At 61.8% G+C, this 25,638-nt stretch carries 24 protein-coding genes; 4 read left to right on the top strand and 20 right to left on the bottom strand.

Annotated features, from left to right (window positions below):
- Positions 1–86: 86 nt before the first annotated feature.
- From ABDB84_RS03910 to ABDB84_RS03900, 3 genes are all read right to left on the bottom strand, one after another.
- On the bottom strand, positions 87–614 hold the full coding sequence (locus tag ABDB84_RS03910) for a TRAP transporter small permease (RefSeq protein ID WP_345918382.1): 528 nt from the start codon (positions 612–614) through the stop codon (positions 87–89).
- A 21-nt stretch (positions 615–635) separates the two neighbouring features.
- Entirely contained in the window at positions 636–1,916 is a 1,281-nt protein-coding gene (locus ABDB84_RS03905; protein WP_345918381.1) for a TRAP transporter large permease, read from the bottom strand.
- An 87-nt stretch (positions 1,917–2,003) separates the two neighbouring features.
- Entirely contained in the window at positions 2,004–2,993 is a 990-nt protein-coding gene (locus ABDB84_RS03900; RefSeq protein WP_345918380.1) for a TRAP transporter substrate-binding protein, read from the bottom strand.
- A 293-nt stretch (positions 2,994–3,286) separates the two neighbouring features.
- Between ABDB84_RS03900 and ABDB84_RS03895 the strand changes: the two genes are divergently transcribed.
- From ABDB84_RS03895 to ABDB84_RS03885, 3 genes are read left to right on the top strand one after another with little or no spacing between them, the layout of a single operon-like run.
- Positions 3,287–5,794: an ABC transporter permease gene (locus tag ABDB84_RS03895; RefSeq protein WP_345918379.1), complete on the top strand. Its 2,508-nt coding sequence runs from the start codon at positions 3,287–3,289 to the stop codon at positions 5,792–5,794.
- An 18-nt stretch (positions 5,795–5,812) separates the two neighbouring features.
- Positions 5,813–6,556, top strand: coding sequence for an EI24 domain-containing protein (locus ABDB84_RS03890; RefSeq protein ID WP_345918378.1), 744 nt, complete (start codon positions 5,813–5,815; stop codon positions 6,554–6,556).
- 21 nt (positions 6,557–6,577) lie between these two features.
- On the top strand, positions 6,578–7,351 hold the full coding sequence (locus ABDB84_RS03885; RefSeq protein ID WP_345918377.1) for a competence/damage-inducible protein A: 774 nt from the start codon (positions 6,578–6,580) through the stop codon (positions 7,349–7,351).
- A gap of 67 nt (positions 7,352–7,418) precedes the next feature.
- Here ABDB84_RS03885 and ABDB84_RS03880 read toward each other — a convergent pair whose 3' ends face one another.
- The 5 genes from ABDB84_RS03880 to ABDB84_RS03860 all read right to left on the bottom strand — a co-directional run bounded on the left by ABDB84_RS03880 (position 7,419) and on the right by ABDB84_RS03860 (position 10,998).
- Complete coding sequence (locus ABDB84_RS03880; RefSeq protein WP_345918376.1) at positions 7,419–7,976, bottom strand: TIGR01841 family phasin; 558 nt, start codon at positions 7,974–7,976, stop codon at positions 7,419–7,421.
- Positions 7,977–8,326: 350 nt separating this feature from the next.
- Positions 8,327–8,884 (bottom strand): lipopolysaccharide transport periplasmic protein LptA, encoded by a 558-nt coding sequence (gene lptA, locus ABDB84_RS03875; protein WP_345918375.1) that lies wholly within the window; start codon positions 8,882–8,884, stop codon positions 8,327–8,329.
- 1 nt (position 8,885) lies between these two features.
- Positions 8,886–9,449 carry an LPS export ABC transporter periplasmic protein LptC gene (gene lptC, locus ABDB84_RS03870; RefSeq protein WP_345918374.1) on the bottom strand — a complete coding sequence of 188 codons (564 nt, stop codon included), beginning with the start codon at positions 9,447–9,449 and terminating at the stop codon, positions 8,886–8,888.
- The gene (locus ABDB84_RS03865) at positions 9,446–9,982 is read right to left on the bottom strand and encodes a KdsC family phosphatase (protein ID WP_345918373.1); all 537 of its coding nucleotides are present in this window, start codon (positions 9,980–9,982) and stop codon (positions 9,446–9,448) included. Before ABDB84_RS03865 ends, lptC begins: the two co-directional genes overlap by 4 nt.
- Positions 9,982–10,998, bottom strand: coding sequence for a KpsF/GutQ family sugar-phosphate isomerase (locus ABDB84_RS03860; protein ID WP_428715067.1), 1,017 nt, complete (start codon positions 10,996–10,998; stop codon positions 9,982–9,984). The genes ABDB84_RS03865 and ABDB84_RS03860 overlap by 1 nt, the downstream gene beginning before the upstream one ends.
- A gap of 176 nt (positions 10,999–11,174) precedes the next feature.
- Here ABDB84_RS03860 and ABDB84_RS03855 point away from each other — a divergent pair, with 176 nt between their 5' ends.
- The gene (locus ABDB84_RS03855) at positions 11,175–13,145 is read left to right on the top strand and encodes a monovalent cation:proton antiporter family protein (RefSeq protein ID WP_345918372.1); all 1,971 of its coding nucleotides are present in this window, start codon (positions 11,175–11,177) and stop codon (positions 13,143–13,145) included.
- 35 nt (positions 13,146–13,180) lie between these two features.
- Here the strand turns inward: ABDB84_RS03855 and ABDB84_RS03850 are convergent, their stop codons facing one another.
- The 12 genes from ABDB84_RS03850 to ABDB84_RS03795 form a co-directional block, all read right to left on the bottom strand.
- The gene (locus tag ABDB84_RS03850; protein ID WP_345918371.1) at positions 13,181–13,879 is read right to left on the bottom strand and encodes a type II secretion system protein; all 699 of its coding nucleotides are present in this window, start codon (positions 13,877–13,879) and stop codon (positions 13,181–13,183) included.
- Positions 13,880–14,074: 195 nt separating this feature from the next.
- Positions 14,075–15,355 (bottom strand): adenylate/guanylate cyclase domain-containing protein, encoded by a 1,281-nt coding sequence (locus ABDB84_RS03845; RefSeq protein ID WP_345918370.1) that lies wholly within the window; start codon positions 15,353–15,355, stop codon positions 14,075–14,077.
- A 39-nt stretch (positions 15,356–15,394) separates the two neighbouring features.
- Complete coding sequence (locus ABDB84_RS03840) at positions 15,395–16,003, bottom strand: type II secretion system protein (protein WP_345918369.1); 609 nt, start codon at positions 16,001–16,003, stop codon at positions 15,395–15,397.
- Positions 15,982–16,983, bottom strand: a complete 1,002-nt coding sequence (locus tag ABDB84_RS03835) for a hypothetical protein (protein ID WP_345918368.1) — start codon at positions 16,981–16,983, stop codon at positions 15,982–15,984. The genes ABDB84_RS03840 and ABDB84_RS03835 overlap by 22 nt, the downstream gene beginning before the upstream one ends.
- On the bottom strand, positions 16,980–17,372 hold the full coding sequence (locus ABDB84_RS03830) for a hypothetical protein (RefSeq protein WP_345918367.1): 393 nt from the start codon (positions 17,370–17,372) through the stop codon (positions 16,980–16,982). Before ABDB84_RS03830 ends, ABDB84_RS03835 begins: the two co-directional genes overlap by 4 nt.
- On the bottom strand, positions 17,369–17,953 hold the full coding sequence (locus ABDB84_RS03825) for a hypothetical protein (protein WP_345918366.1): 585 nt from the start codon (positions 17,951–17,953) through the stop codon (positions 17,369–17,371). The genes ABDB84_RS03830 and ABDB84_RS03825 overlap by 4 nt, the downstream gene beginning before the upstream one ends.
- Complete coding sequence (locus tag ABDB84_RS03820) at positions 17,950–19,506, bottom strand: hypothetical protein (protein WP_345918365.1); 1,557 nt, start codon at positions 19,504–19,506, stop codon at positions 17,950–17,952. The genes ABDB84_RS03825 and ABDB84_RS03820 overlap by 4 nt, the downstream gene beginning before the upstream one ends.
- A gap of 13 nt (positions 19,507–19,519) precedes the next feature.
- The gene (locus ABDB84_RS03815) at positions 19,520–20,725 is read right to left on the bottom strand and encodes a type II secretion system F family protein (RefSeq protein ID WP_345918364.1); all 1,206 of its coding nucleotides are present in this window, start codon (positions 20,723–20,725) and stop codon (positions 19,520–19,522) included.
- An 11-nt stretch (positions 20,726–20,736) separates the two neighbouring features.
- Positions 20,737–22,452 carry a GspE/PulE family protein gene (locus ABDB84_RS03810; RefSeq protein WP_345918363.1) on the bottom strand — a complete coding sequence of 572 codons (1,716 nt, stop codon included), beginning with the start codon at positions 22,450–22,452 and terminating at the stop codon, positions 20,737–20,739.
- Positions 22,449–23,423 (bottom strand): tetratricopeptide repeat protein, encoded by a 975-nt coding sequence (locus ABDB84_RS03805; protein ID WP_345918362.1) that lies wholly within the window; start codon positions 23,421–23,423, stop codon positions 22,449–22,451. Before ABDB84_RS03805 ends, ABDB84_RS03810 begins: the two co-directional genes overlap by 4 nt.
- 10 nt (positions 23,424–23,433) lie before the next feature.
- The gene (locus ABDB84_RS03800; RefSeq protein ID WP_345918361.1) at positions 23,434–25,260 is read right to left on the bottom strand and encodes a type II secretion system protein GspD; all 1,827 of its coding nucleotides are present in this window, start codon (positions 25,258–25,260) and stop codon (positions 23,434–23,436) included.
- A gap of 57 nt (positions 25,261–25,317) precedes the next feature.
- Positions 25,318–25,638, bottom strand: a 321-nt coding sequence (locus tag ABDB84_RS03795; RefSeq protein WP_345918360.1) for a hypothetical protein, incomplete at its 5' end; no start/stop codon positions are given.

The raw sequence follows: 25,638 nt of genomic DNA, 5'->3' as shown, positions 1-25,638 counted from the left end.
GTGGACGCGAGCGCTGACCGATCTGCGCCTGCCTTGCCCGGCGGCGCAGATCGGGATGGCTCAGTGATGGAGCTCAGTGATTGGGGTCAGTGATTGAGGTCTTCGCGGCCGAGGTCGATCTCAAGCTCGGGCTTGAGGATCTTGGCCATCTCCAGGTACATGTTCTTCAGGCTGTAGAGCAGCATGATGCCGCCGGTGATCGGCATGCACACGTAGAGCCATTTCTTGGACATCGCGAAAGCGGTGGTCTGCTCGTCGGTTTGCAGGGTGATGTCCAGCGCGTACTTGAAGAAGATGGCGATGAAGGCCAGCGAGCAAAGCTCGACAATCAGACGATAGACAAAGCGCAGGCGCACGCTGGCGATATGCCGGGAGATCCAGTCGCCGACGCTGAAGTGGCTGTGCGTGACCCACACGGTGGCCGCACCGTAGAAGATCAGCGCGCCGTAGAGCAGCTCGAGGATCTCGTCGAACCAGTGCATCGACATCAGCGGCAGGAAGCGGATGACGATGTTGAGCGTGAGGATCAGCGCGATGGCGACGAACAGCAGGATGCAGATCCATTCCAGGGTCTTGCGTAGCGCGCGATCAAAGCAGGCGAAAAGTTGCAGCATCGGAGTAGGTGTCCTTGTCGTTCAGTTGGCCATGACGCTGGGCAACCACAGCGCGATCTCCGGAATGAAGGCGCACAGCAGGGTGACGGCGAAGATCGCGAGCAGGTAGGGCAGGCATTCGAGCGACAGCCGCCAGATGCCGACCTTGGCGAAGCTCTCCACGGCGAACAAGCACATGCCCACCGGTGGCGTGAGGTTGCCGATCATGATCAGCAAGGTCATCACCACGCCGAAATTCACCATGTCGATGCCGTAGAGCGGGCACAGTTTCATGAAGATCGGCAGGGTGATCAGGAAGATCGCATTGCCGTCGAGAAAGCAGCCGAGCACCAGAATGATGGCGATGACGATCCACAGAAAGCCGGCAGGGCTTGCACCCATCGCGGTGAGCTGGGTGATCAGCTGGTCAGGGATGCGCTCGAAAATGGTGAACCAGCCAAAGAAGTTGGCCGTGGCGATGATGAACATCAGGCCACAGGTCTGCTTGAGCGAGGCCAGGAGGATGGGCGGCAGGTCGCGCCACTTCAGGTCGCGGTAGCAAAAGCCCAGCACCAGAGCGTACAGGGTGGCGATCACCGAAGCCTCGGTCGGCGTGAAAAAGCCCGTGGTGATGCCGCCGATGATGATCACCGGCGCCATCAGCGGCCAGAAGGCGGCTTTGAAGCTGGTCCAGATTTCGACGAAATTGGCGCGTGGATCTGAGGGCAGGCCGCGCGGCTTGGCCATCAGGAAAATGCCAATCATCATCGCAATGCCCATCAATACGCCGGGAATGGCGCCGGCCAGGAACAGCTGGGTTACCGACACCGAGGTGATCGCGCCGTAGAGCACGAAGGGAATCGACGGCGGAATTACCGGCCCGATGGTCGAGGCGCCGGCGACGATGGCGGCCGAGATGGTCGGCTTGTAACCGGCGTCGACCATGGCGCGATGCTGGATCTGGCCGAGGCCGGCCGCATCGGCCACCGCCGAGCCGGACATGCCGGAGAAGATCATCGACGAGACCACGCTGACCTGGCCCAGCCCGCCGGGCACATGGCCGACCAGGGCGCGCGCGAAGCGGAAGATGCGCGTGGTGGTGCCGCCGGTATTCATCAGATTACCGGCGAGGATGAAGAAGGGAATCGCCAGCAGGGTGAAACCGGTGGTGCCGGAATACATGCGCTGCGGCAGCATGACCAGGAAACTGCCCTGGCCCATGGCGACGAAAAAGATCACGGCGGTCAGGCCGATGGCGACAGCAATCGGCACATCGATGACCAGCAGGACGAGCAGGACAGAGAAAATCAGCAGGGTAAGCATGAGTTGCAGAGCATCCAGACGAGGGTTGAACAGGCGTGCAGGTAAGCGCTGGCGTTTGCCCGCGTGGCGGACAAACGCCGTTCTGGCTTACTTGCTGTTCTTGTCGACGATGCTCATGAACTTGGTGAAGTTATCCGGCCCCACCTTGGCCTTGACCTTGTCCCAGGCCGGACCCATGGCCGCCTTCCAGACGCCCAGATCGGGGCGGCTGATGATGATGCCCTTGCTGGTTTCGAGGTCCTTGAGCTGGGTGCTTTCCTCGTCACGCACGGTCTTGCGCGCGAACTTTGCCGAAGCGGCCGACTCTTCCGCGACGATCTTCTGCTGTGCCGGCGTGAGCTTGGCCCAGCTGTTCTTGTTCACCACATGCACCATCGAGCTGTAGGTGTAGTTGAGGATGGTCATGTACTTCTGCGTCTCGTAGAGCTTGAGCGCGTAGATCGTGCCGACCGGGTTTTCCTGGCCGTCGACCACGCCCTGCTTCATGGCCATCACCAGTTCGGGGAAGGCGATGGTGACCGCATTGCCACCGGCGGCTTCAACGAAGGCCTGGTAGGCGAAAGCCGGCGGGGTGCGGATCTTCATGCCCTTCATGTCGGCCGGCACCATCACTGACTTCTTGGAATTGGTGAGCTGGCGGAAGCCCCATTCCCAATCCGACAGATGCACCAGGCCCTTCTTGGCCAGTTCGGGATCGGCCCAGGCTTTGAAATCGCCATCGATGATCTTGTCGGCATTCGCGTAATCCTTGAACGCGAAGGGCGTGCTGATCACATCGTAGAAGGGGAAATGCTTGGCCAGCTGGTCCTGACCGGAGAGGCTCATGTCCACCGCGCCGATCATCACTTGCTCCAGCACCTCGGGCGGGCTGCCCAGTGCGTTGTTGCCGAAGACATTGATCTTCACCTCGCCATTGGTGCGTTTTTCAACATTGGTTTTGAATTGCAGGGCGGCAATGGCGTTCGGCGTGCCGTCAGCGGCGAAGTGGCCGAGCTTGAGCTCGACAGCGCCGAAAACCTGGGCCGACAGCAGGGCGGACAGTAGCAGTGAGAATTTCAGGACATTAACGCGCTTCATGACACTCCTCTTTCGGTGGCAAATCTGTGTGAGCCTGTTGTCCAGGCTTGCTAAGGCTTTGACTGACAAATCGGAATCGTCTCCGCAGCGTTGCCATGCCGGTTTGTTCGGCATTTGCGGGTGGCATATTCTAGGGGTTGTTCCGTAGTTGTCTGACTAAGGGCTTACCCTCAGATAGGCTGTCGCAAAACGGGATTTCTGATTTTTAGCAAACCTTCTGCCACGTATGATGTCTGTCTCAAGCACTGCGATTTCCGCACTGACACGTCACGACGCCTTGCCGATACCGACCGATGCCTGATTTCCGACTTGCCCTGAAGATGTTGTTCCGTGACCTGCGCGCCGGCGAGCTCAGCTTGCTAGGCGTGGCGCTGTTGCTGGCGGTGACCAGCCTGAGCAGCGTCGGCTTTTTTGCCGACCGCGTGCAACAGTCCCTGCGCCGCGACGCCACGCAATTGATGGGCGGCGATCTGCTCGTCTCGGCGGATGCGCCGCTGCCGCCGGCCTGGCGCGCCGAGGCCCAGCGGCGCGGTTTGCAGGCGGCGAATACGGTCAATTTTTCGAGCATGGTCAGTACCGGCGAGCTGGCCCAGCTCTCCGGCGCCAAGTTCGTCGAGAGTGGCTATCCGCTGCGCGGCCGCGTCGAGATAGCGCCGGCGATGGGCCAGCCAGGCGTGGTGGCCGGGCGGATTCCGGCGCCGGGCGAGGCCTGGGTCGAGGAGCGCCTGCTCAGCGCCCTCAATGTGAAGGTCGGCGATACGCTGAGCCTGGGCAATCTGCAGCTGCGTGTCGGCGCCCTGATTACTTTCGAATCGGACCGCGGCAACAACTTCTTCAGCTTCATCCCGCGCATCATGGTCAATGCGGCCGATCTGCCGGCCAGTGGGCTGATCCAGGAAGGCAGCCGCGTGCGTTACCGCCTGCAACTGGCGGGTTCGCCCAAGGCGGTGGCGGATTACGAGCGCTGGCTCAAGCCGCAGATTGGCGCCGGCCAGCAGCTGGAGTCGCTGGAAAACGTGCGGCCGGAGATCCGCGGCAATCTGGAGCGCATCCAGCACTTCCTGCAGCTGGCCGGCATGTTGTCGGTGGTGCTGGCGGCGGTGGCGATCGGTTTATCGGCGCGGCGTTATCTGCAGCGCCACCTCGACGGTTGCGCGGCGATGCGCTGCTTCGGCGCCCAGCGCAGCCAGCTGCTGGGGCTGTTCCTGACTGAATTCACGGTGTTCGGTTTGGCTGTTGCCTTGCTTGGCTGCGCGCTGGGCTTTGTCGTCCAGCTGGGCATTGCCGCGCTGGCCAGTTCGCTGATCCAGACCAATCTGCCGCTGCCGAGTTGGCTGCCCGTCGTACATGGTTTGCTGGTGGCGCTGGTGCTGGTACTCGGTTTCATCGCGCCGCAGCTCTTGCACATGACGCGTGTGCCGCCGATCCATGTGCTGCGCCGCGAATGGGGCGGCATGCAGGGCAGTGTGCTGGGCGCCTGGGCGGCCGGCATCCTCGCGCTGCTGGCTTTGTTCCTGTGGATGGCGGGCGACATCAAGCTGGGCGCCTGGGTGGCGCTGGGGTTTGCCGCTGCCTGCGCGGTGTTCGCGCTGATCGCGCGTCTGGCCCTGGGGGCTCTGGGCGCTTTGCGGCATCGCGGCCAGCTGTTCGGGTGGGCGCTGCCCTGGGGCCTGCGTTACGGGCTGGCAGCGATGCATCGGCGCCTGGCCGCCAGCGTGGTGCAAAGCGTGGCCTTGGGGCTGGCACTGATGGCGATGCTGCTGCTCGGCCTGGTCTCGGGCGATTTGATGCGCGGCTGGCAGCGCGGCCTGCGGCCGGATGCGCCGAACCAGTTCCTGCTCAATATCCAGACCGATCAGCGCGATAGCTTGCAAGCGTATTTCCGCACTCACAATCTGCCGCCCATCGAACTGCTGCCGATGATTCGTGGGCGTCTGGTCGAGCTGCGCGGCCAGCCGGTGACGCCGGGCGATTACCCCGAAGAACGCGCTCGCAATCTGCTCGATCGTGAATTCAATCTCTCGCAGGGCAGTGTCTTGCAGGAGGGCAATCGGGTGGTCGCCGGCACCTGGCACGGCGAGTCACGTGCGCCGGTGTTCTCGATGGAAGAGGGCGTCGGCAAGACCCTGGGCATCCGTCTGGGCGACGCGGTGAGCTTCGATGTTGCTGGTCAGCGCGTCAGCGGCACGGTGGGCAGCATCCGCAAGCTCGATTGGGACTCGATGCGCGTCAATTTCTTCTTCAGCGCGGCGCCGGGCGTGCTCGACAATTTGCCGACCTCGTGGATCACCAGCTTCCGCCTGCCGCCGGGGCAGGGGGCCACACTCAGCGCCCTGGTGGCGGCCTTTCCGAATCTGACGGTGATCGATGTCGCCGCGATCATCGCCCAGGTGCAAGATCTGAGCGCACGGCTGATTCGCGTCGTGCAGGCGGTGTTCGGCTTTGCGCTACTGGCCGGTGCCGTGGTCTTGTGGTCGGCCCTGCGCGCAACGCATGACGAGCGCGCGCATGAGCTGTCGGTGCTGCGCACGCTCGGCGCGAGCAATGCCCAGCTGCGTGCGGCGATGCTCTCGGAGTTCCTCGTGCTCGGCGTGCTGGCCAGCGTGCTGGCCTGCCTGGGCGCCTTGGCCACCGGGCAGCTGCTGGCGATCAAGGTCTTCGACATCGAATACCGGCCGGACTGGCTGGCGCTGGTGTTTTACGTCTGGCTGGCCGTACTCGCGGTGCTAGCCCTGGGCTGGCTGGGCGTGCGCGGCTTGCTGCGGCGCACCGTCGTCGATACCCTGCGTGCTGGTGCCTGATATTTCTGAAAGAGCTCTATGTTCAAGATCCTGAGCGCCTGGTTGCGCGCCCTGCACAGCCTGCTGCGCGGCGACATCCTCTGGCACCTCTTGTGGCCGACTGTGCTGGCTTTCGCCCTGTGGATCGCTCTGGCGGTGGCCGTGTGGGGCGAGACCGCCAATCTGCTGCTGCAATACGTCCAGGCCTGGCCGGCAGTAGGCAAGTGGTTTGCCGATGGCTCGCTATGGGCGCTGGCCCTGACCGGCTTTGCACATATCTTGTTGCTGCTGCTCTTCGTGCCGCTGTCCTTGCTGACAGCGAGCGTGCTGATCTCGGTGTTCGCCCTGCCGCTGATGCTCGAACGCGTCGCCGCCAGCGATTATCCCGAGCTGCAGTTGCGGCGCGGTGGCACGCAGATCGGCAGCATCACCAATGCGCTGGTGGCGCTCCTGCTGTTCATCGTGCTGGCCTTGCTGAGCCTGCCGCTGTGGCTGATTCCGGGCATGGGCATCTTCTTGTCGATTGGCTTGAGCGCCTGGCTCAACCAGCGCTGCTATCGCTACGACGCGCTGATGCAGCATGCGGATGCGCATGAACTCCAGGCTCTGCCGGCGCGTCATCGTGCCGAACTCTACGCCCTCGGGCTGGGCGCTGGCGTGCTGGCCTATGTGCCGCTGCTGAATCTTTTCGTGCCGGCGCTCACGGGGTTGAGCTTCGTGCATTTCCTGTTGCAAGCGCTGCGTGAAGCGCGCGCCAACGAACACATCATCGACATCAATTAAGGCTCAAGCGAGGGAGTATTCATGGGCATAGGCGTACTGATCATTGGCGACGAAATCCTCTCCGGCCGGCGGGCTGACAAGCATCTGGCCAAGGCCATCGAGTTGCTCTCGGCACGCGGCATGGCGCTCAGCTGGGCGCGCTACTGCGGCGACGACCGTCCCTTGCTGATCGAAACACTGCAGCAGAGCTTTGCCACCGGCGACGTGGTGTTCTCATTCGGCGGCATTGGCGCGACGCCTGACGATCACACGCGGCAAGCTGCCGCCGCTGCGCTGGGCTTGGATATCGTCCTGCATCCGGAAGCCGAACGCGCCATTCGCGAGGCCATCTTTGCCCGCCGCGGGGTGGAAGCCGGCCCGCAGCAGCTGGCGATGGGCGAGTTTCCGGCGGGCAGCGAGATCATCCCGAATCCCTTCAACCAGATTCCCGGTTTCAGCATCCGCGAGCACTGGTTTCTGCCGGGCTTCCCGCAGATGTCCTGGCCGATGATGGAGGCCGTGCTCGATACGCACTACGCCCATCTGCACCACCTCACGCCCTGGGCGGAAGCCTCGCTGGCCGTGCTCGATACCAATGAAAGCGCGTTGATCGATCTGATGACCGATCTGCAGGAGCGCTTTGGCGTCACGGTGTTCAGCTTGCCGAATCTCGGCGGCGAGGGCGTGCCGCGCCATATCGATCTGGGTGCCAAGGGCGAGCCGGCGGCTGTTGAGGCGGCGATGGCGGCAATGCGCGAGGCTTTGACGGCGCGTGCCGCGCCCTGGTGTGAGCTGGGCGATCTGCCCGCTGCTTGAGCGGCTGCAGAATGCAAAAAGGCCGCCGGTTTGCACCGGCGGCCTTTTCATTTCAGGCTAGCCTGGTTCAGGCGGCCTTCTTGGTCTTTGCCGGCGCTGCGCCGACAGCCTTGACCGTTGCATCGGTTGCGGCAGCCACATTGGCTTCGGCGATTTCAGCCACTTGCTTGGCAGCCTTGTTGATGCTGTCGTAAGCGGAGTTGGCGGCAGCGAAAGCTGATTTGACGGCAGCCACGGCGGCGTCGGAACCGGCCGGTGCCGACTTGGCAGCCTTGTCGAGCACCGAAGCGATGTTCTTGTTCAGCTCGCCGACTTGTTCTTCGACGGCCTTGGAGAATTGGCCTTGGGCTTCGGTGGCGATTTCATAGACACCACGAGCGTAGGCAACAGCCTTTTCAACACCCGGGCGGGCCAGGCTCGATTGCAGCGCGGCCAGTTCTTGCACGTCCTTGACGGCCAGCAGGGCCTTGGTCGTAGCAACGCTGTCTTCCAGCGTGCTGCGAGCGGTATTCAGATTCAGAGCAGCCAGGCGTTCGACGCTGGCGAAGGCGGTGTTGGCAAAAGTCAGGAAGGCTTCGATGGCGGCTTTGTTGGCGCTTGCGAATTGTTCAGGTGCGAAAGACATTTGTGATCTCCTCGGTGAATGGTTTCAACAACACATCTACAACAGGCGTTGCAGGACACCCAACCAAACTTTTGCTGCAATGCACAATGCCAATTCTAGGCAGAAAAACTTTCATGTCAAGTTGTTTTTTTGTGCGATGCGTTATTTTTATGTTTCAGTATAAAACCAATAGCTATCAGTGCTTTGGTGGATGGTCTGGGCGGATTCTGCGCCGTGAAGATGGCAAAAACATTGCGCTGCGACAAATGCCTGCTTCGCTTGATGCAGGTCGTGTCATGTAGCAGTGGAAGGTGCAAACGAAAACGCCCGGACCAAGGGTCCGGGCGTTTGCTGTGAGGTGAAGCAGGCGCTTATTTTTTGCGCACGCAGGTGCTGGCTTGACCCGATTTGCTGGGGCTGATCATCGTCAGCTGGTCCTCAAGTTTGCCATTCGGGTTGCTCAGCACACGGTAGCTTTCGGTCTGGCCGTTGTATTCGAGGTAGTCGCCGCAGGCCTCATCGCCCTTGCCCATGTGCACCCAGGCGCGTTTGATGAGCTTGGCGATTTCGGTGCTGGAGTCGTATTCGATGCGCTCGGCTTCGGCATAGACCATCTCGTTGCGGCCTTCACGCTTTTGCTGCAAATGGGCGAGGCCGTTCTCACCACCGATGGCCACGGCGTGCTCATAACCGGTGGCATCGAGACTGATTTCCAGCTTGTCGGCGAGAATCACCAGAGAACCTTGGGTGATGCGCACGCGGCCTTGCAGCGTGCGCGTCTTGCGCACATCGTCGTAGGTCGCCGAGTCGGCGCGCATCACGACCGGTTTGTCACGGTCGGCACGTTCGGCTTTGACTGGCGTGGCGCTCAGGGCCAGGGCACAGGCAAGGCCCATCAGGCCAAAAATAGAAGTTCGGGCTGCAGTCATGTCATGGTCCGCGATGTTCAAGAGTTGCTTCGACCTGCTTGAGTTTGAGCAGGCCATTGATATTGTCCCATTCGCCGCTGCCGGCGTCGATGCGTTCGCGCCCCTGCGTCACGCGCAGGGCTTCATTGGTGCTGGCGACTTCATCATGGGAGCGCAGGGTCAGTGATTCGGTCTCGAAGTACATGGGCTCGCCATTACTGGCCGAGCCGATGCCCTTGACCCGGCCGGTCATCAACACATTATTGCCCTGCTCGGTGACCACGGCCTTGTCGCTGCGCCATTCGCTTTTGCGTTGCGGGCGCAGGAAGCGCACCGTCGGCGACGTTAGCTCGGCCGAGTCATCGCTCGGGAAATGCTTGAGCTCGGGACCTTCGAGGCTCATCGACAAGGTGCCGTCGGCTTCGAACTTGTTGATGTGGAAGTTCTCGATGATGGTGTCCGGCGTACCACGGCTGGCGATGGTGGTGCGTCCGCGTTCGCCATTGACGGTGCGCTGCAGCCAGTAGGCGCTGATGGCCAGCAGGGCGGCGATGAGTAGCGGGAACAGTGAGCTGAGGCGGTTCATTGCGTGAGGTAGCTTTGCAGCATGGCGTCGAGCTTGCCTTGCGCGCTGAGGATGAAGTCGCTGAGCTCACGCACGGCGCCGCGCCCGCCGCCAGCGCTGGCGACGAAATCGACGTGTTCGCGGACAAAGCGGTGACCGTCGCCAACGGTGGCGGCGAAGCCGCAGTCGAGCAGGATCGGCAGATCGACCACGTCGTCACCCATGTAGCCGGAGGCGTCGCGGCTGATCCCCAGCTGCTCGCGCAGGGCGCGCATCACCGCGCGTTTGTCTTCGACGCCCTGGAACAGATGCGTGATGCCCAGATTGGCTGCGCGCAGCTCGACCATGCGCGAGCGGCGGCCGGTGATGATGGCCAGCTCGATGCCGGCTTGCGCGAGCATCTTCAGGCCGTGTCCGTCGAGGCTGGAGAAGGCCTTGATCTCGTCGCCATTGGGCGTGAAGAACAGGCTGCCGTCGGTGAGCACACCGTCGACATCGAAGGCCATCAAGCGCAGTTGTGCCGCTTTGTTGCGGGCGGAAAGCGTGTCAGACATCAGATTACCTTGGCCTTGAGCAGGTCTTGCGTATTGAGTGCGCCAACCAGCACGCCTGCGGCGTCGGTGACCAGCAGACGGGTGATGGAGAGCTGTTCCATCATGCTGGCTGCCTCCGCCGCCAGCGCTTCGGGCGCGATGCAGCGTGGCGTGCCATGCATGACTTTGGCGATGCTCAGACCGCGGATGTCGTCCGTTCGTTCAAGCAGGCGGCGCAGGTCGCCGTCGGTGAATACGCCGATCAGCGTGTTTTGCGCATCGCAAATGGCCGTCATGCCCATGCCCTTGCGCGAGATTTCGAGCAAGGCTTCGGCAAAACTGGCCTCCGGCAAGACACGCGGAATTGCATCGCCGGTACGCATCACGTCGCGCACATGGGTGAGCAAGCGGCGCCCCAGCGCACCGCCCGGGTGGGAGCGCGCAAAGTCTTCAGGGCCGAAACCGCGTGCTTCGAGGAGGGCGACGGCTAGCGCGTCACCCATGGCCAGCGCTGCGGTGGTACTGGCTGTCGGCGCAAGGTTGAGGGTGCAGGCTTCTTCAGCCACACCGACATTCAAATGTACGTCGGCCACTTGCGCCATCGGTGAGTCATCACGACCGGTCAAGGTAATGAGGTGTGCGCCCATGCGTTTGACATGCGGCAGGATGGTCAGCAGTTCTTCTGCCGTGCCGGAGTTGGACAGCGCGACCAGCACATCATCTGGCTGCAGCATGCCCAGATCGCCATGTGCGGCTTCGCCGGGATGCATGAAATATGCGGGTGTGCCGGTGCTGGCCAGGGTTGCCGCAATCTTGCGGGCGATGTGACCGGACTTGCCGACGCCGCTGACAATCACCCGACCACGGCTGGCGAGGATGATGCTGACCGCCTTGACGAAGGCGTCGCCGATACGCTCGGACAGCGCCGAGACGGCAGCCGCCTCGATACGCAGTACATCGCGGGCGCGTCGCACCAGCATCTGCGGGTCTATTTCCGGGGAAGGTGTCGTGCTGCTCAAAGGTGCTACAGGACTCATGCAGTGGTGATTCCGCTTGGGTTGGCGGGCCGGGAAAGTTAAACTCCCAGCCATAATGTGTCGCAGTGTGGGATCTGTCCTTGACTGTTTACTAGTCGGTCAAACCGCAATAGCTTCACGTGTCGCGACCTCGCAGTATACCAAAGCGATCCGCTTGTCCCCGAGCAGACCCCTGAATGAACCACGCCCTGGAACTGATTCTCCTGCTGTTGGCCGCCGCTGTCGCGGTCGTTGCCCTGTTTAGAACCCTCAATCTGCCGCCCGTACTGGGTTACCTGACCATGGGCGCCGTGCTTGGCCCGCATGCCGCCGCGCTGGTGCCCGACACCGCTCAGGCGCACTATCTGGCGGAGTTTGGCGTGGTCTTCCTGATGTTCACCATCGGGCTTGAGTTTTCGCTGGGCCGCCTCTTCGCGATGAAACGTCTGGTGTTCGGCCTGGGCGGCTTGCAGGTGTTGCTCAGCATCGTGCTTGGCACGGTGATCGGCATCGCGCTCGGTGTTGACCCGCTGGCGGGCTTTGCGCTGGCTTCGGCACTGACCATGTCCTCGACCGCGGTGCTGTCCAAATTGCTCGCTGACCGCATGCAGCTCGACGCGCCGCATGGTCGCGAGGTGCTTGGTGTGCTGCTGTTCCAGGACGTGGCCGTGGTGCCCTTGCTGATCCTGATTCCCGCACTGGGCCAGAAGAGCGCCAATCTGGCGCCGATTCTTGGCTGGGCTGCCCTCAAGGCGGTGGTGGTGCTGACCCTGTTGCTGTTCCTCGGTCATCGCCTGATGCGCCCCTGGTTCCATTGGGTGGCGCAGCGAAAATCCTCCGAGCTGTTCATGCTCAACATTCTGTTCATCACGCTAGGACTGGCTTGGGTGACCGAGCGCGCGGGCTTGTCGATGGCGCTGGGGGCGTTCCTTGCGGGCATGTTGATCTCGGAAACCGAGTTCCGCTTTCACGTCGAGGAGGACATCAAGCCGTTCCGCGATGTGCTGCTGGGTTTCTTCATGGTGACGGTCGGCATGTTCCTCGATGTCGGCGTGATCGCCAGCAATCTCCTGCTCGTGCTGCTGACTTTGCTCGGCGTTCTTGCCCTCAAGTTCGGCGTCGTCTTTGCGGTGTCCCGTCTCCTGGGTTCGCCAACCGGTACCGCGATGCGCAGCGGCCTGTGGCTGTGCGCGGGGGGCGAGTTTGGCTTCGTGTTGCTGACCCTGGCCGGCGATCTGGACATCGGTTCGACGCAAGCGCTGCAGGTCACTGTGGGGGCGCTGGTGTTGTCGATGTTGTTGGCGCCGCTGATCGTGCAGGTCAGCGACCGTCTGGTGATGCGCTTTGTCGCTTCGGAATGGCTGTTGCGCTCGATGGAGCTGACCCGCGTGGCAGCACAGTCGATTGCGACCGATAAGCACATCATCATCTGCGGCTATGGGCGCAGTGGTCAGTATCTGGCGCGTTTCCTCGAGAAGGAGCAGCTGAGCTACGTGGCGCTCGATCTGGACCCGGATCGTGTACGCAGCGCGGCAGCGGCGGGGGATACCGTGGTCTTCGGTGACTCGGCACGGCGCGAGACCCTGATGGCCGCCGGCCTGATGCGCGCCAGCGCGGTGGTCGTGTCCTTCAATGATACCGAGGCGACGCTGCGCGTTCTGCACCACGTGCAGAGCGTACGGCCTGATGTGCCGGTGGTGGCGCGTGCGGCGGACGACAATGATCTGGAGCGCTTGCTCAATGCCGGCGCGGTGGAAGTGGTGCCGGAAATGCTGGAGACCTCGATCATGCTCGCCAGCCACGTGCTGGCCTTGATCGGCATGCCGCTCTCGCGGGTGATCCGCAGCGTGCGTGACATCCGCAATCAGCGTTATTCGGTGATGCGTGGATTCTTCCATGGCACCTCCGATGCAGCTGATCGGCCGGACGCGCTGCAGGAGCGTCTGCATTCAATCGCGCTGCAGCCCGGCGCGCACGCGATTGGTGTTGCGCTCTCGGATCTGCACTTGCAGGAAATCAATGTAACGGTCACTGCGATTCGCCGGCGTGGGATCCGTGGCGTCAATCCTTCGGATGAAACGGTACTGCAGTCCGGTGATGTGCTGGTCCTGCTGGGCGTCCCTGCTGATCTGTCGCTTGCCGAACTCAAGCTGCTCAAAGGCGCCTGAGCCTGCGGGCGCGCGCAGCGCCCGCAGCGGGTGGCTCAGAAGCTCATGCAGACCACGTAACTACTGCTTTCGTTGAAGCTGCCGCTGACACTGCTGCTGGCGCCATTGGCGACGGAGGTGGGGCTCAGGTTATTGCCGTTCATAGCACCAAAGCGGATGCTGCCGGTGCTCGGCGCGCCGTCATCCATATTGCTGTCGACCTGTTGGGCGATGCGGCCGGAGATATTGTCCTGGCAAATGAATTGCCGCCCGCTCCAGTTGCTGATGAGCGGTGTGCTCTGGACGCCGATGCGGCCGCCTTCCTGATTGCGCGGCAGCCAGCTGTTGAGATCGCTGACGGAGGCCGGCGCCGTCGTGTCCCCGGGGGCCAGATTGGCCAGGCGCAAATGCTGCCAGAGGATGACGCTTTCATCGCTGGCGCTGGTCGAGCTCCAGAGTCCTTCGATGTTGCCATTGCCCGGTGTCTGGCCACTGGCCGAGGCCGCTGTCGTGGCGCCAGCCAGATGGTTGGCGGCCTGGGCGTCGTCACCCGGCACGGCACGGAAGCGATCCTGGAATGCTGAAAGCATCGTCGCGGTGTTGCGGAAGTCTGCCATCACGGCTTTGGCCTTGCCGCTGTTGATGAGCTCCTGACCCTTCTGGACGGCTCCGAGCAGGAGGCCGATGATGACCAGAACGATGGCGATTTCAATCAGCGTGAAGCCTGCTTCGATCTTGCTTTTAGGAATTCTCATTTTGCATCGACCCCTGTGTTGGTTGTAGGTGCTGGGGGTCTGCAACAATGATGCCAGTAGTTGGCGGGCTGGAAATGTCGATCTAGCGGTACTAATTCATGAATGCGCGTCGAAATCTGGACGATCTGTGCAAAATCTCACATAGCGATTTGTCATCAATTCACCGTCGCGCATGTCGCTGATGCAGGTGCTGATTTAGTTCGAATGACGACCTTGCATGCGCCACACTTCGATCAGCCCTTTGCCTTTGAGGTCGAAAGGAATGGGGCCTTCGAAACTGAACCTGTCCTTGAGCTGGAGATAGGTGCGTGCATCGCACTGGATGCCGTCTGGCAGGCTTTCTTCGGTGATGCGGCTGGCCAGGTTGACCGTGTCGCCCCAGAGGTCGTAGATGAATTTCTTTTTGCCGACCACGCCGGCAACGACTGGCCCGGTCGCCATGCCGATGCGGATTTTCAGCGGTTTGCTGCGTCCTGCCTGGTCTTTGCGCAACCATTTGTGGATGTCCAGCGCCAGCGCCGCAACCGCCTCGCCAGCATCGACGCGCGCGCCCGACAATCCGCCGGCGACCATGTAGGCGTCACCGATGGTCTTGATTTTTTCGAGGCCATGCTTTTCAGCAAGTTCATCGAAATTGCTGAAAACGCGATTGAGCATGGCGAACACTTGCTCGGGCTTCATGTCGGCTGCCAGCTCGGTGAAATTGACGATGTCGGCAAACATCACGGTGACGGCCTCGAAGCCGTCGGCAATGGTGGCGTCCGATTGTTTGAGGCGCCCCGCAATGCGCGCCGGCAGCACGTTGAGCAAGAGGCGTTCGCTGCGCGCCTGTTCGGCCGCCAGCCGGGTATGTGCAGTCTCCAGTGCGGCGCGCGCACGTCCGCGGTCGATCAGCGCGTAACGGAGCAGCAGGAACATGATGGCCGACAAAGTGGCGAAATTCAGCGCAAAGAACATCATCGCGCTGCGGCGTTTTTCTTCGCTGTCGAGCACTGAAGCAAAGTCGCCGAGCAGGTAGTCGGAGATGCCGGTGGCAAGGGTCAGGATCAGGTAGGCCGCCAGCCACAAGATGGACTCACGGATGCCGATGCACAGCAAGGCACAGATCGGCGCCAGCCCGCCCCACAGGATCAGCCCGGACGCCGAGACGACATCGCCGATCGACCATTGCGCGATGAAGGGGAAGATCAGCAGTAGCGCGATTTGCAGCGCGCGAAACAACTCGAAGCGCTCGAACTTGATGTAGCTCCATAGATTGAGCGCAACCAGCAGCTGCAAGCTCAAAGGTAGCCAGGACGAGAACAGCGAGCCCATCCAGCCGTAAACCAGTAACCACATCATCGAGGCGAGGCTGATCAGGCCGCTCATGAACACCAGCAGGGATTTCTGCTGGCGCAGCTCTTCGCTATCTCCGGCATGGATGCCTGCATTGCGCAGGCGCGTCAGAAAGGAAGTGGCGGGGCGTGCTTTGTCCATGTGGGCTGATCATAGCAAAGCACTGCTGTACTGGCTTGATCAGGGGCCCGCGCCGAAGGAAAGGCTGCGCCCGGCGGCGAGCATTTTGCCAAACAGCAGGTAGCGCGAAACCCATTCGACCAGATCATCGGAACTTGGGCTCTCCACCGTGACAACCGCGTTGCTGCCACTTGAGGCATCGTGTCCGTCGCTACCGATACTCCAGACCACGAAGGCGACGGCTTCGTCATTGTTCATGCGGTTGCTGCCCTGATAGAGCTGCAAGCTGCCCGTGCTGCCGAGGCCGAAGCCGCTTGTGCTCATTGCTGTGCTGACCGCATAGCGCAGTGTCTGCCCCCAGGCATCGCGTGCGGGCAAACCCAGCTCTTGCCAGGGTAGCCAGCCCTTCGGCGTGCTGCTGCAGCTGGTCTGGGCGATGCCGCTGCTGTCGCTGGCTGGGCAGGGCAGGCGTTGATTGACGACGGCATAATTGAGCAAGGCCTCACGTGCTTCACGCAGCTGCTCGCGCGCCAGTGTGCTGCGGCCGAAGGCCAGTTGTAACTGGAAGGCCTTCATCAAGCTGCCGGCAAGCAGTGAGATCACCACTAGGGCGATGGCGATCTCGACCAGGCTGAAGCCGCGCATGCCTAGCTGTTTGCTCGAGCGCATGAGGACAGGCCATTGCGACGCGTGCATTGCAGGCCGCTTTGCGCATCGCTGATGCTGAACGAGGCATCGAGCGGATTGAAAACAATGTAGTCATGCCAGGCGTTGAAGCACAGCCAGCTGACGGCTGAGGCGTGTGGATGCGGGCTGCTGGTATCGACATTGCAGGTGCCCAGCGTGGCAATCACACCGGGGCTGGCCAAGGCCGTGTCGAATTGTTGTGGCTGGGCACTGCGCAGATCGCTCAGGCGCGTGCTGCTTGCGAGACTCAGGTTCGCCAGATAGCTTTTGAGCGTGGCGACATCGACCGACTGCAGCACCTGTAACAACAGCGCTTGCAGCAGGTCAGCGCGCTGGATCGTGAGTAGCGTGGTATTGATCGCGCTGGCACGACTGCCTTGCAGGCGCGCGTTGCCTGAGTTGCTGCTATAGCTCAGCTGGAAGCCCAGCGCATCGAGCGAGCAGCTACCACTGATCTCGTAGCTGGCGAGCAGCACGGCCCAGGTCGCGATGTTGGTATTGCTGGCTGGGTCGACCAGACTGAGGTCCGCGACGTAAGACGGATTGATGCGTTTTTGCGCGGGGTCGTTGCCGCGCCACACGGTATCGAGGCTGTTGCGCAGCGAGGGCGCGATGACATATTGCAGGCAAAGCTTGCGTGCGCTGCTGAAGCTGGGCAAGGCAAGCGCGGCCGGGCTCAGCTCGCCAGACAAGCCGCTGACGCTCGCCGCACAACTGCTGCTGAGCGCGAGGTCAGGACAGGGCAGGGTACCCGGCGTGTTGTCCTCGGTCATCGCCTTGAACAATAGCGCGTATTTGAGTTCCTGTAATTGTTCTTGTAAGGCAGCTTGTGGCCGGACACTTTGCGCGCCCGGTGCAGCGGCCTGGGCGACTTGGTGGCCGGCGAACATCAGGGCGAGAAAGGCCAGTAGCAGGATGCTCAGCAAGACCACCGCGCCACGCTGCGCCATGCGCCGGCTCATGGCGGCGACTCCGCTTCGAGCGGCACGATTCGTTGTGTCTGGCCGACCCGCAGGCGCTGGCCGGATGCGTCGTTGCCACGCAGCTGTACCGACGCGGTATCGGCAGCGCTGATTGCTTCTTCCGGCACCCGCCGGCCATTGAGCCAAATACTGCGACGGCCATGCTCGGGCGTCACGATGCCATCGAGCCGCACCAGGCCTTCCACAGGAAGCACGCTGCGCAGCTTTGGGTGCTGGCGCAGCAAATCCAGCTGAGCGCGTTGCTCGGCCGTGGTGAACAGACGCCCCAGCTTTTTGCCCGATAGATCCTCGGCCGCGTGCGCGCACTGCGCCGCAAAGATCAGCAACAGCTGCAGCATCAGCCTTGGGCGGTTCTGCATGGTGCTCACTCACTCTGCTCGGGCGTGCCGAGGCTGATCCAGTCGAAGACGCAGTCGGCGCGCAGTGCTGCGTGTGATGCGGTTGGCGCAGGGTCGGGACTGAGCGTGCAATGTCGCGCAGCCACGAGGGCATCACGACGAGTGTGCAGATGCGCCAGCAATGTGAACAGATCCAGCTCGTGCAGCAGCGCGGCATGGATTTGCATGCGGCTGTTTAGCAGCCGGAAGCTGCCGGCGCTCTTGGGCTGCAAGGCTTCTTGCGCGGCGAGTTCGGCGTCGAGATCCGGCAGAGCAATGCTTTGGCGCAGCTGCTGCATGTCCGCCATCCATTGGAGGCGTTTTGCGCTGCCGGCAATACCTTGGGCCTGCAGTTCGCCGAGGCGGGCCAGTGCTTGCTCGATGGCAGACTGCTCGTGCTGCGCCTGCTGGAGCAGCGCGGCACTGTGCTGCTGGGCGCGCTGCAGCTGCGCAAACTCCTCCTGCGCATCGGCACGCAGCTTGAAGCCAGCGTAGAGCAGGGCCAGACTGAGCAGCAGCGACAGACTCAGCACGCCTGCTGCGGGTTTCGAGATGTCTGCGGGCCAGATCATGAAACGGTGTTCCCCAACTTGATCTGCACGCTGAAGTGCGCAGCCTGCGTAGCGACCAGCTCGTCGCTGTGCAGCGCGCGCGCCGGCGTGTCATCGAGGGGTAGTTCAAGCTTGATCAGCTCGCCATCCAGTGCGCTTTGCAGGCTGCGGCTGAACGAGCGGATGCGCTCGGCACTGCTCGCAGGCGCGGTGTCGGCTGCGCTCAGCAATTTTGCTGTCAGTTGCAGGATGTGGCGGGGTCGGTCTGTGGCGATGGCGGCCTCTGGCCAGCGGCTGTCCTGCCAGCGCAGCTGCGTCAGCTGAACATCTTTGAAATCGTCCAGTACCTGGCTCAGCGCCAGCAGCGGGCCGCGTGGGTCCAGGCGCTGCTGCGAGGCTTCATCAAGCCCCTGCAGGGCACTGCGCAGTGCGGCGAGGTGTTCGGGGGTGTTCTTTTGTGCGGTTTGCACCTGCTGTGTCTGGGCTGCCAGTCTTTGCGTCTCGGTTCGCGCTTGAGCGACCTGCGGTGCCAGCGCGAGCGCCTGCGCGTACCACAGGCCAGCGAGGCTCGCGCTGCCGAGCAACAGGACGAGGCTAAGCACCACGCTGTACTGAAAAGCGTGTTGATGTCTGTCGGCGCGCAGATCTGGCGCGGCGGCCAGTTGCGGCGCCCGGCTCCGCAGCGTCAGCTTGAGCAGACATTCTTGTACCGCGGATTCCGCCGCTGTCGGGCGGAGGCCGAGTTGTGCGCACATCTCCTCGCTGCGGCGCCAGTGGAAGCGCAGCTTGCCATCTGCCGCGAGCAGTTGTGTGGAGGTTTGGTCGAATGCCGCAATGTCTGCTTCGGGCAGCGGCACGAATACATCGAGTACCTCGTCGTGGGCCAGCCAGCCCCGGTTGCCAAGGTAGAGGCGCATCTGCTGTGCTTCACGCACGCATTCTGGCGCCCAGTGCTTGAGTGGGGAATCGGGCGCTGCGGCCAGGCGTGAGAAGCGCAGCTGGCCGTGGTCGAAATAGATCTGGCGGATGCCTTGTGCGGTGAGCAGCAGGATCAGCCCGCGTGTGGCCTGTTTGCAGATCAGCATGCGCAGCGCTGAGCAGAGCAGTGCGCTGCTCCATACCCCGCGCACTGGCGCGCGGGCTTGCCGCAGCGAGGCCAGCCAGGTTTCGAGCGTTGCGCCGGCCTTGCTGCTGAGGCCGGTGAGGAGAATCTCTTCCTCTGCCTTGCGCGAGAACACACTTCGCGACCTGCCCTGCGGCAAGGCGAGGCAGAAGCGCGCAGGCGAGGCATTGTCCGCGACGGGGAAGTGGCGTGTCAGGCGTCGCGCAATTAATGCACGGCGATCGGCGCCGCGACTTGGTGGCAGCTTCTCGTCCTGGAAGATTTGTTCTGGCGTCTCGAACAGCAGGCTGTGGCGTGCGCGGGCATGTGTCTCTACGAATTGGCTAAAGCGCGCTTGCTCTGCGGGCTGCTCGTTGAATTCGGCAATGGCTTCAAGCTGCTTGCCGCGCAGGCGAAAACTGCGCAGGCCGGCATGGCTGATCAAGTGGACAAACTGCTCGGCGCCTAGCACGGTCGTCCTCCGTTCAGGTTTTCATCTGCGTCACGATGTCGTAGATGGGCGCCAGGCTGGCCATCGCCACCCACAGCATCAGGGCGCCCATGACGATGCTCAGCGCAGGCTCCAGCATGGCCTCGAAGCGCGCGACCGATTCGCTGACATCGCGTTCGTAGAAATAGCTCAGATTGCGCAGCGCGGTATCCAGCGAGCCGGTTTGTTCGCCAATGCGCAGCATGTGAATGCTCAGTGGCGGGAACAGATCGACCGCGGCAAACGCAACGCTCAGTTGTTGTCCTTCGGCAATCAGCGTCGAGGCCTGTTCCAGCGCGCGCCGCACGGCGCGATTACCGGCCAGCGCCTGTGTGAGCACCAGAATATCGACCACGGCAATGCCTGAGGCATACATGATGGCAAACAGCTTGGCGAAGCGAGCCAGGATGATCTTGCGGTACAGCTCGCCCAGCTGCGGAATGCGCAGCATGCAACGGTCCCACAGCAGCGCCGCCTGCGGAACCCAGTGCAGCCAGGCCATGATGCTCAAGGAGACAAGGAGCAGCGCCGTGATGAGCCAGTGCCACTGGTGCTGCAAAAAGGCGGACAGGCCGATCAGGGCGCGGGTTTGCAAGGGCAGGGGCTGACCGGTGCTCTGGAAGAGCTGCGTCAGTTGAGGCACCACAAATAAGAGCGCGCAGACGATGGCGGCCAGGGTCAGCACAAGGACGATGCTGGGGTAGATCAGGATTCTGCCGAGAAAGGCGCGCAACTCGTCTTCGCGCTTGAGCGAGTCGCTGAGCGATTGCAAGACTTGCGGCAGCTGTCCGCTGCATTCGCCAACATGAACCAGGGCGCAGAATACTTCGTCGAAGGCTTTGCCTTGCGCGCGCAGGGCCTGGGAAAGGCTGCTGCCGGCTTCAATGCGTTCGATCACGCGGCCGATGAGTTGGCGCGTCTCGCGTCGTTTGGCACTGTGTTGCAGATCCTGCAGTGCGTCGAGCAAGGGCACGCCAGCACGTGCAAGCTGTTCGAGATGGAAGCAGAAGTGAATGCGCTCGCGTAGCGGCAGGCTGCGTGTCGGTGTTGGCCAGGGCCAGCTTTTCGCAAGCCGCGCATTGATCAATTCCAGGCCGGACTGCCTGAGCAAGGCCTCGAGTTCGGCAAGGCTGCGTGCTTCGATGCGCCCCTGCTGGCGCTGCCCGCTTGCATCGATGGCGCGATACACGAAGCAGCTCATTTCGCCTCCGCTCAGTGTGTGGCGTGATAGATGCGCTCGGTCATGTCGATCACGCGCATCAGTTCATTCAGTGATGTGCTGCCGTCGAGCACGCGGCGGATGCCATCGTCGGCCATCGCCTCGAAGCCCTTGTCGCGCGCCGCATGGCGGAGTTCGCGCATGCTCGCGCGACGGGCAATCAGTTCGTCCAGATCGCTATCAACACGCAGCAATTCCATGATCGCAATGCGTCCCTTGTAACCGCTGCCAGCGCAGGCCGTGCAGCCGCGCGCTTCGAACAGCTGATCTTGCGATGCGCTGCTCAGCTTGAGCAGGCGGCGCTCGTGCAAATTTGCCGGGCGCGCCTGTCGGCAATGCACGCAGAGCTTGCGTACCAGACGCTGGGCGATGACGCCGATGATATTGCCGGCCATGATGTCGGGCAGCACGCCGATATCGAGCAGGCGCGGAATGGCGCCGAGGGCCGAGTTGGTGTGCAGGGTGCTGAGCACCTGATGCCCGGTCATCGCTGCGCGGAAAGCCATTTCGGCGGTGGCGGCATCGCGGATCTCGCCCACCAGGATCACGTCCGGGTCCTGCCGCATCATGGAGCGTATGCCGCTGGCAAAATCCATGCGCGCCGCTTCGGCGATCGAGGTCTGGCGGATCAGCGGCATCGGGTACTCGACCGGGTCTTCGAGGGTCATGATATTGATGCCCTCGTGCGAGATGTGATTGATGATCGAATACAGACTGGTCGTCTTGCCGCTACCGGTTGGTCCGGTGATCAGCAAGATTCCCTCGGGGCGCGCGCTCATCAGCTTCAAGGTTTCGAGCTGGCGCGGCGCCAGGCCCAGCTTGGCCAGTGGCAGGATGCCCTTGTGGCGGTCGAGCAGGCGCAGCACGATATTCTCGCCATGCATGGTCGGCTGCACAGCGATGCGGAAATCGATCTCGCGGCCGCGAATTTCTTGCGAGAAGCGTCCGTCCTGCGGGGCACGGCTCTCGGCGATGTTCAGGCCGCCCATCACCTTGAGACGCACGACCATGCCCGGCCAGTAGGATTTATGCAGGACGCGGATCGGCTTGAGCAGGCCGTCGATACGGTAGCGCAGCCGCAAGAAGCCAGCTTCCGGCTCGAAGTGGATGTCCGAAGCGCCCTGCTGAACCGCATCGGCCAGCAAAGCGTTGATCAGGCGGATGATCGGTGCGCTGTATTCCTCGCGCTGCGTTTCAAGATGGCCAGGCTCAAGGCGGCCGGTTTCCAGTTCGGTGAGAATGCCCTCGATGGCGAGCTCGTAGCCATAATGCTGTTCGATGGCGCGACCGATATCGCTGTGTGATGCAATGCGCGGCTCGATCCTGGCCTGGCTGGGGAGCTGGGCGCGCAGTGCATCGAACGCGACCAGATCATCGATATTGGCCATCGCGACAACCAAGCTCGTGGTTTGCGCATCCCAGCTGATCGGCAGCAGCTGGTGACGCTTGGCCAAGGTCTCCGGCACCAGGGCCAGGGTGTCTGGCGAGATCTGCAGGTTGCCCAGTTCGATACTGCTGGCGCCGCGCGCTTGCGAGAGTGTGTCGCGTAGACCGTTTTCGGAGATGAAGCCCAGCTTGACCAGCAATTTTCCCAGTGGAGCCTTGCACAGGCTTTGTTCATGCAGGGCAATGCGTAACTGGTCCTCGTTGAGCATGCCCTTGCTGATCAGTTGCTGCCCCAGCAGTGTTGGCGCGACAGGTGCGTTCATGGTCTGACTCCTTCGTCGAGTGCCTTGAGGCGTCTCTGAACCCCGGCCGGATCAAAGCTGCTGGGCCTTAGAGCGCTCGCCTGCAAGGCCTGGAGATAGAACTGCCTGGCCTGTTTGCTCTTTTGCAGATGATCGAGGCAAACGGCGAGGTTGAAAATGACATCCGGGTTGTGGCTGTCGAGCGTGAGCGCCTGGAACAAGCTTTGTTGCGCTTCACTCCAGCGCCCTTGCCGAGCAAGCAGGCTACCCAGTGCGAAATGGGGCAACGACGCAGCGGGCTGCTTCGTGATCAAACTGCGCAGGCGGTTTTCGGCTGAGATCGGGTCGCTGCTCCCGGTCAGCAGGGCCAGTGCGGATAAAGCCGTGTCGTTGACAGGGTCGGCTTGCACGCTCGCCTGGAACAGGCTGGCCGCCTCATCGCTTTGGCCGTCGCGCCAGTAGAGGAGCGCCAGAGCATTGCGCGCTTCGCTGTTGTCTGGCGCACGCTTGAGCAATTCCTTGTACTGATGTTTGGCAGTGATCAGATCACCCGCACGGTAGGCGGCGTAGGCCGTGTCAGCCAGGGCTTGCAGGGGGCGAGTGTCCTGCCGTGTGTTGCGCCGGATGTGTAGCTCCGCGGCGGGCTGAGTGTCTGCCAGCGGATCTGTGGCCTCGATTTGCGAGGACGCTTGCGGTTCTGTCGGGGGAAGGCGTGGTGCCAAGATGCTGCGCTTGGTGTGTCTGGTTTTGCTGGGCGGAAGCTGCAGCGTGGCCGAGCTTTTTTCTGTGCGCTGACTGGATGCTCGTGCGGTAGCTCCGGCCAGTTCAGTGAGTAGCCTGATGTCGTTGTCGGCGGTTTTTGCGTAGCAAAAAGGGGTGGCACTCAGCAGCAAGTAGCGGGTTGATATGCCTAGCCAGTGCGTGAGCGATATCGTGCCGCTTCTCCTGTTTCGGCTCACTGAGCCGTGTGGGCTGGATGCCTTTGTTTGCATTGCGCCCCCCTTAACTGCGCGAGGAGAGCGGCGCAAAGAACTGGCTGCTGGGCATGGACTCATGCGCGAGGTTCGCGTCGCCGTCGTGAATGATGGTCGGACGGACGAAAATGATCAGCTCTGTCTTTTTCTTAAGATCGTTGCGGTTTTCAAACGCACTGCCGATGACCGGCGCACCGACCAGGCCCGGAACCGCATCGCTCGTGTTGTTGAGCAGGTCCTCCATCAAGCCGCCCATGATTGCGATGTTGCCGCTGCTGACGCGCATTACCGATTCGAGCTCGCGTGAGCGCACTACCGGAATGCGGTTGATGATGCCTGCCGTCTTCAGATCCGGATTCGGATCAACCGCGCCCTCACCGATGGCGCGCGACAAGCTTGGGCGGATATTGAGCAAGACGCTGTCGTTATCGGCGATCTGTGGGGTCACATTCATGACGAAGCCGATTGGCACGGTATGTACACTGGTCGAGTAGGTCGTCTTGGACGTGGACTGATTCTGATTGGTGGCGCTTTCAATCGTGAAATACACGGCGTTGTCTACAATCTTGATCACCGCCGTTTGATTGTTCAGTGCACTGATCTTGGGGCTGGAAAGGATGCGCACGGTGCCGAAGCTCTCGAGCAGCTTGATCGTACTGCCGAAATTGCCGCCACTCGAGTTGTAGCCCAGCTCCATCAAGGTGGCGCTGGGACCGCTGATCGCACCGGAGACACTCTGGATGATCCGGAAGCCGGTATCGAAGACATTGAGAGCGCGCCAGTCGATGCCTTTCTGGTAGTTCTGCGACAATTCGACTTCGGCAATGGTGGCTTCGATCAGTACCTGCCGTCTGGCACTGGCCAGCACATTGCCCAGAAACTCCTGCACCTTTTCATGTTGGCGAGCCGTCGCGCGAATCGAGATCACACCGGTTTCGGGGTTGGCGATGATTGCAGCGGCCTCGCGAAAACTGGTTGTCTTCTCGGTTTGTGAGCTGCGACGCTCGGTTTCGGCTGCTCGCGCCTGAAGTTCATCAGGTTTGCTGGCTTTGAGTGCTGAAGTATTGATGCTGCCTGAAGTGATGGTCTCGACAGTTCTTTCGGCAGCACCTTCGGGGAAGACTTTGTCCGTCTCGCGTAGCAAATCCTTGAGGTTCTGGATCAAGGTGTCCCAGAAGCGATTGCGGGTTGCGCTGGTGATCACCGTCGATGAACTGTTGCTGCCCGGGCCGGAGCTGGCAACCGTGCTCTGCAGGCTGCCGCTGGCTGCGGCAATCTGGCTGGAGACCGCCACTGTCGCGTTGGTGTCGCGAGACATATTGACGTAGTCGGCGCGATAGGTGCGCAGAAACGGCGTATCGGGCATCACGCTCAGGTAGTTGCCATCAAGCTCAAAGCGCATATCCACCTGTTTGGCGATACGCGTCAGCAGCTGAGGCAGGGTTTGGTCCAGCGCGTTGAGGGTGACATTGCCGGAAATGCCTGGATGGATATCCAGATTCAGCTTGGCGTCGCGCGCCAGGGAGAACAACAATTCCGGCGCCCTGATATTGCTGACGACCACCGAATAGGTTTCGGGCGGCGGTACGATCTTCGGTGGTGGCAGGCTGAAGCTTTGCGCCAGTGGCTCGGGAATGCTCGTCGTATCGGCTGCGCTGCGCTCAGTCGGCCTTGCAAGATGTCGACTAGTGTTTAACTCGACACTTGGCTCGGTGGCACAGGCACCTAGCTGTGTGCACGTAGCAACAATAAGAATGGGACGATAGCGCATCAACAGCCGACCCCCGATTGCAGTTGTACGGTGCCGAAAAGGCTTATGTCTCCAATCTATCACCGGAAAATTATGCTTTTCCAATACCTGCCCGAATAGGACAGGTTGAGCGGGCTACGGGAAAGCGCTCATTGCTGGATTTTAGTGATGTGGGGCTTGACGAGATGTACGTGGTTGTCCATAATCTCGCTTCTCTGCTGCTACGGCAGCGGGGCGAAGAAAAAGCTGTTCAAGCTGTTGTTTTGCAAGAGAAATTTTCTTGCTAAGTACTGAGAAATAAATTTCGAAAGTGCTTGACTGCTTGAATATAGCGTGTAGAATTCGCCCCTCGCTAAACGAGATGCAGCGTAAGCAGCAGCGGTTAGCGGTAAAGAATAAAGCAGTAAAGGCAGTAAAGCTCTTTAAAAATGTGACAACCGATAGGTGTGGGTGCTTGGTCTTTGGTTGGGTTTCTGTCTTCGG

Source organism: Uliginosibacterium sediminicola (genome assembly GCF_039631295.1).
GTDB classification, from domain to species: Bacteria; Pseudomonadota; Gammaproteobacteria; order Burkholderiales; family Rhodocyclaceae; genus Viridibacterium; species Viridibacterium sediminicola.
The sequence above is the reverse complement of the archived record's forward strand: the minus strand, read 5'-3'. Positions and strand labels throughout refer to the sequence as shown.